The organism is Halomonas sp. 111 (genome assembly GCF_052379685.1).
In the GTDB taxonomy this organism is placed as follows: Bacteria; Pseudomonadota; Gammaproteobacteria; order Pseudomonadales; family Halomonadaceae; genus Vreelandella; species Vreelandella citrativorans.
Genome location: NZ_JBQSYV010000056.1, coordinates 1 through 857, shown reverse-complemented (window position 1 = coordinate 857; position 857 = coordinate 1). Strand labels below are relative to the sequence as shown.

Below are 857 nucleotides of genomic sequence, written 5' to 3'. Positions count from 1 at the left end.
TTAGGGCGTGTCCTCATTTCATTTTCAACCAAATGAAGGTGCACGCCAGGTAAACCATGGATTTGAAATTTCGTGCCAGTTTCTCAAAGCGAGTGGCAATGCTGCGAAAGTGTTTCAGCCGAGCAAAGAGGTTTTCTACCAAATGGCGATGCCTGTAGAGAAAGGCGTCAAACTCCGGATTTGGCGTCTTGTTGTTTGATCTTTTGGGGATGATCGGGTTGATGCCCCCTGCCCTGGCATGGTCACGGATGCCCTCTGAATCATAGCCCTTGTCAGCAATGAAGTGGTCGGCTTGATCGACCTTCTTTATGAGGTGCTCTGCAACCGTGGCGTCGTGGACGTTACCCCCAGTGACTTCAAAATCGACCGGATTTCCATGCGCATCGGCGAGCATATGAAGTTTGGTGGTAGCTCCTCCTCGTGATTTTCCAATGGCCCGCTCTTCTCCATGCCGAGCTCCACTCGCATGCTGGTGAGCGCGGAGGTAACTTCCGTCGGCGAATACCCACTCCGTATCAATTTCGCCTCGTAGCTCAAAAAAAATTGCTCCCACAGTCCTTTGGTGGCCCAGCGGTTGAAGCGATTATAGGCCGTTTTCCAGGGGCAAAACTCACTTGGAACATCGCGCCAGGGAGCGCCGGTTCGGAGTTTCCAGAGTATTGCTTCCATCACATTTCGATCATTGGGCCAGCGGTGGCAACCCTTTGCTTTCATGGTGACTTGAAGCTGTTCCCAAATGTCATCGGTCAAAACATATCGTGTCATGGCTGTACTCCCCTTCTGTTAAGAAGAGTCGCATAACCCCACAGAAAATCAATGAGGGACAGCCTTTCTTTCAAAATGAGGACACGCCCTAG

1 protein-coding gene is annotated in these 857 nt (G+C 51.1%); it reads right to left on the bottom strand.

Features of this window, described 5'->3' with window-relative positions:
* Positions 1-13: 13 nt before the first annotated feature.
* A protein-coding gene (locus tag ACT3T7_RS18400) for an IS5 family transposase (protein WP_444631927.1) occupies positions 14-765 on the bottom strand; the annotation gives its coding sequence in 2 pieces (ribosomal slippage) (positions 14-537 and positions 537-765; 753 coding nt in all).
* Positions 766-857 lie beyond the last annotated feature (92 nt).